The sequence below is a fragment of the Burkholderia sp. B10 genome (genome assembly GCF_004368385.1).
GTDB lineage: Bacteria > Pseudomonadota > Gammaproteobacteria > Burkholderiales > Burkholderiaceae > Burkholderia > Burkholderia vietnamiensis.
Genome location: NZ_PQMX01000150.1, coordinates 1 through 3583, shown reverse-complemented (window position 1 = coordinate 3583; position 3583 = coordinate 1). Strand labels below are relative to the sequence as shown.

The following is a 3583-nucleotide window of genomic DNA, read 5'->3' as shown; positions in this document are numbered from 1 at the left end:
CGCTGCCCGCACGCGCGCCGCCACCGCCCCAGTACAATGACCGGCACCGCGCCGCTCCCCACGAGACCCGTCATGACCGATTCGATCAAAGCCCTGCTGAAACCGCACTTGCGCGACATCGGCAACCTGCAGGTGCGCCGCACGCTTCCCGCACTCGCCGCCCGCCTCGTCGGCCCGTTCATCTTCTTCGATCACATGGGGCCCGCGGCGCTGCCGCCGGGCACCGGCCTCGACGTGCGCCCGCATCCGCATATCGGGCTCGCGACCGTCACGTATCTGTTCGACGGCGCGATCCTGCACCGCGACAGCCTCGGCTCGCTGCAGGAAATCGTGCCGGGCGACGTCAACTGGATGACGGCCGGCCGCGGGATCGTCCACTCGGAGCGCACGCCCGACGCGCTGCGTGAGAGCGGCCATACCGTGCACGGGATCCAGACCTGGGTCGCGCTGCCGGTCGCGCACGAAACCACCGAACCGTCGTTCGAGCACCATGCGGCCGACACGCTACCGACGCGCGACGAAGGCGGCGTGTCGCTGACGGTGATCGCCGGCGACGCTTTCGGCCTGCGCTCGCCGGTCACGACGTTCTCGCGCACGCTGTACGTCGCCGCCCGGTTCGCGGCCGGCAGCCGTCTCGAGCTCGACGCGTCGCACGAGGAGCGGGCCGTCTACGTCGTCGACGGCGACCTCACGATCGACGGCACGCCGGTGCCGGCGCAACAGATGGCCGTGCTCGTGCCGGGCACGACCGTCACGCTCGCGAGCAGCGGCGGCGCGCGCGCGATGCTGCTCGGCGGCGACAAGCTCGACGGCGAGCGCTTCATCGAATGGAATTTCGTCGCGAGCAGCCGCGATGCGATCGAGCAGGCGAAACAGGCGTGGACGAAGCAGGAAATGGGCAAGGTGCCCGGAGAAACCGAGTGGATTCCGTTGCCCGCAGCGAAGCCGCGTTGAAAAACGCGCGCGCCGCCCCCATCCTGAACACATTCGAACTGCAGAGAACGACATGGACACCACGCTTGCCACTTTCGAGAAAGACGTCATCGAGGCGTCGCTGGACACGCCCGTGCTGGTCGACTTCTGGGCGCCGTGGTGCGGCCCCTGCAAGACGCTCGGGCCGTTGCTCGAAAAGCTCGAAGCCGATTACGCCGGCCGCTGGAAGCTCGTCAAGGTGAACGTCGACGAGAACCAGGAGCTTGCCGCGCATTTCCAGACGCGCAGCATCCCGCACGTGATCGCGTTCGCCGACGGGCGCCCGGTCGATCAGTTCATCGGCGTGCTGCCGGAAGGCCAACTGCGCGAGTTCCTCGATCGGCTGCTGCCGGCGCCCGACGAAGCCGAACGCCGCGCCGCACAATACGCGCTCGCCGAGTCGCGCTTCGACGACGCGCTCGCGCACCTCGAAGCGGCCCTCGCGTTGAACCCCGGCTTCGACGACGCACGGCTCGACCTGATCGAACTGCTGCTCGCGAACAACGAGGTCGACGCGGCGCGTGCCGAGGCCGAGCGCCTGTCGCCGCAGACGCTGCAGGCCGATCCGCGCTACCAGGCGATCAAGACCCGTTTCGACGCGCTGGACGCGACGGCCGACCTGCCGCCGACCGACGCGCTCGAAGCCCGCATCGCCGCGAATCCCGGCGATCTGGACGCGCGCTTCGACCTCGCGCAGAGCCTGATCGCGCGTCGCGCGTACGAAGGCGCGCTCGAGCAGTTGCTGGAGATCGTGTTGCGCGACCGCGCGTACGGCGACGACCTCGGCCGCCGCACGATGATTTCGGTGTTCGAACTGGCGGGCGACCGCCCCGAGCTGGTTGCCGCGTGGCGGCGCAAGCTGAGCATGGCGCTCAATTGATGGAGGAGGCGGGGGCCGGCTGGTTTCCCGATCAGCGCACGGCCCGCGCCGCAATCGCCCGCAACGCATGCGCGGCGGCCGCGAAGCCGAAGCTCGCGGTCACGCACACGCTCGATCCGAACCCCGCGCAATTGAGCCCCGCGACGTGCGCGGCGGCCGACGGCTCCGCGCCGTCCTCGAGGTCGCACGCGGCAGCTTCCGGATAGATCAGCGGCTCGTCCGAATACACCGCGCTGACCTTGAAGCGGGCCTTCGGGCCGCGCGCAAAGCCATGCTGCTTGCGCAACTGCGCGCGCACCTTCGACAGCAGCGGGTCCTGGATCGTCAGCGCGAGATCGTCGATGCGGATCCGGGTCGGGTCCAGTTGCCCGCCCGCGCCGCCGACCGTCACGAGCGGCTGCCCTTTCGCGACGCACCATGCGATCAGCGCGACCTTCGTGCGCACGCTGTCGATCGCGTCGATCACGTAGTCGAAGCCGCCGCCGAGCAGCGCATCGAAGTTGTCGGCCTCCACGAAATCCTCGACCCGGTTCACGCGACACGCGGGATCGATCAGCGCGATGCGCTCGGCCATCGCGTCGACCTTCGGCTTGCCGAAATTGCCGTCGAGCGCGTGGATCTGCCGGTTCGTATTGCTTTCGGCGACGTTGTCGAGATCGATCAGCGTCAGCGTGCCGACCGCACTGCGCGCCAGCGCCTCGGCCGTCCACGACCCGACGCCGCCGATGCCGATCACCGCCACGTGCGCGCGCTCGAACGCGGCGAGCGCCGGCGCGCCGTACAGCCGTGCGATACCGCCGAAGCGGCGCTCGCGATCCACGTCAAGCTGGATCGGCGGGCTCGCGGTAAGATCGGAGGAACTGGGCAGGGCAGCGTCGGCAGCGGGCATGGCAGCAAGGAAAACGTAAGTCGTGCGGCCCTCTATTTTGCCTGAACTCCCCCGCCTTTCCTCGCGACGGTGTACGCACGATTCTCGCGCGTTCGCTATACTGGCCCCCGATTGAAGCGTTTGCATAACATGACGACACTCGCCGATCTCCGCATCAACTATTCGCGTGCTTCGCTCGACGAGGCCGACGCCGCCCCCGACCCGTTCGTCCAGTTCGACCGCTGGTTCAAGGAGGCGCTCGCCGCCAAGCTGCCCGAGCCGAACACGATGACGGTCGCCACGGTCGGCGACGACGGCCGGCCGTCGGCCCGAATCCTGCTCATCAAGGCCGTCGACGAACGCGGGTTCGTCTTCTTCACCAATTACGAAAGCCGCAAGGGGCACGACCTCGCCGTCAATCCGCATGCGGCGCTGCTGTTCTACTGGATCGAGCTCGAGCGCCAGGTGCGCATCGAAGGCCGGATCGAGAAGACCAGCGCCGACGAAAGCGACCGCTATTTCGCCTCGCGCCCGCTCGGCTCGCGCATCGGCGCATGGGCGTCCGAGCAGAGCACGGTGATCGACAGCCGCGCGACGCTCGAGGCGCGCGAGAAGGAAGTCGCCGCCCGCTACGGCGAAAATCCGCCGCGTCCGCCGCACTGGGGCGGCTACCGCCTCGTGCCCGACGCGATCGAATTCTGGCAGGGCCGCCCGTCGCGGCTGCACGATCGACTGCTCTATACGCGCGACGACGCCGCGGCGACGGGCTGGTCGATCTCGCGCCTGGCACCGTAAGCGACGCCGCAGCAGCGCCGGCGCCGGCCGTATCTCGTGTTGCAACCGGGCGCCCGCATCGCAAGATG

General features: G+C 69.0%; 4 protein-coding genes. 3 read left to right on the top strand and 1 reads right to left on the bottom strand.

Annotated elements, in window-relative coordinates:
• Positions 1-72: 72 nt before the first annotated feature.
• Positions 73-954 carry a pirin family protein gene (locus tag C3Y15_RS31200; protein WP_011885828.1) on the top strand — a complete coding sequence of 294 codons (882 nt, stop codon included), beginning with the start codon at positions 73-75 and terminating at the stop codon, positions 952-954.
• Between the two features lie 52 nt (positions 955-1006).
• Positions 1007-1852 (top strand): thioredoxin, encoded by an 846-nt coding sequence (gene trxA / locus C3Y15_RS31195; RefSeq protein WP_034192645.1) that lies wholly within the window; start codon positions 1007-1009, stop codon positions 1850-1852.
• 31 nt (positions 1853-1883) lie between these two features.
• Here the strand turns inward: trxA and tcdA are convergent, their stop codons facing one another.
• Complete coding sequence (gene tcdA / locus C3Y15_RS31190) at positions 1884-2741, bottom strand: tRNA cyclic N6-threonylcarbamoyladenosine(37) synthase TcdA (RefSeq protein WP_034192646.1); 858 nt, start codon at positions 2739-2741, stop codon at positions 1884-1886.
• 129 nt (positions 2742-2870) lie between these two features.
• On the opposite strand from tcdA, the gene pdxH reads away from it, so the two are divergent.
• Complete coding sequence (pdxH, locus tag C3Y15_RS31185; protein ID WP_014723527.1) at positions 2871-3515, top strand: pyridoxamine 5'-phosphate oxidase; 645 nt, start codon at positions 2871-2873, stop codon at positions 3513-3515.
• Positions 3516-3583 lie beyond the last annotated feature (68 nt).